Origin of the sequence: Streptomyces sp. WAC06614 (assembly GCF_003949795.1) — a bacterium.
In the GTDB taxonomy this organism is placed as follows: domain Bacteria; phylum Actinomycetota; class Actinomycetes; order Streptomycetales; family Streptomycetaceae; genus Streptomyces.
In genome coordinates this window covers 1-700 of sequence record NZ_RPRY01000754.1, presented here as the reverse complement: position 1 = coordinate 700, position 700 = coordinate 1, and the positions used below count along the sequence as shown (strand labels likewise).

Sequence of the window (700 nt, the reverse complement as noted above, 5' to 3'; positions counted from 1 at the left end):
CCGGTCTCGTGGGTCACGGGACGCGCCGGACGGCGGTTCCGGCCGGGCGAAGGTCAGGAAGGCGTGCACCTCGTCTGTGTCCCCCACTGCGTAGAGGGCGGCGGCCCTGCCCGGAGTGTTCCACAGCACGGTCTCGTGGGAGAGCCCGAACGTGTTGCGCATGGTGAACACGGCGAAGCGGTACCCGAGATACCGGTGGAACCGTTCCTCGGGGCCGAACAGTGTCTCCCGGGTGGACGAGTGCGTCCCGTCCGCGCCGAACACCATGTCGTACGTACGGCTGCCGCCCCCGCGGAAGGTGACGTCGGCCCCGTGGCCGGACTGGTCGAGGGTGTCGATGGAGTCGTTGAACAAGAACTCCACATCGTCACGGACCGCCGCGTGGAGCGCGTCGGTCAGGTCTCCGCGCCGCACCTCCAGGTCCCGCCCCGCGACCCCGCCGGTGACGGTGTGCGGTTCGACCGAGGCCACCTCGCCGCCGTCCGCGCCCAGGAAGGTGAGCCGGCGCAGGTCGATGTGCGCGTCCCGCAGGCGCGGCAGGATGCCCATCCGACGGACGACCTCGAGTGCGGTGCCGCGCACATCGACGGGATAGCCGCCGCTGCGGAGTGTGCCGGCCTTCTCCACCACCGTGACCTCGTGTCCCCGGCGGTTGAGCCAGTACGCGAGCGCGGGGCCCGCGATGCCCGCCCCGGAGATC

1 protein-coding gene is annotated in these 700 nt (G+C 71.6%); it reads right to left on the bottom strand.

All coding sequences use genetic code 11. The features are described 5' to 3' along the window. Positions 1–699 (bottom strand): FAD-dependent monooxygenase (locus EF918_RS36310; protein WP_260611030.1); only part of this gene is annotated, 699 nt, incomplete at its 3' end. Between the last annotated feature and the right edge of the window lies 1 nt (position 700).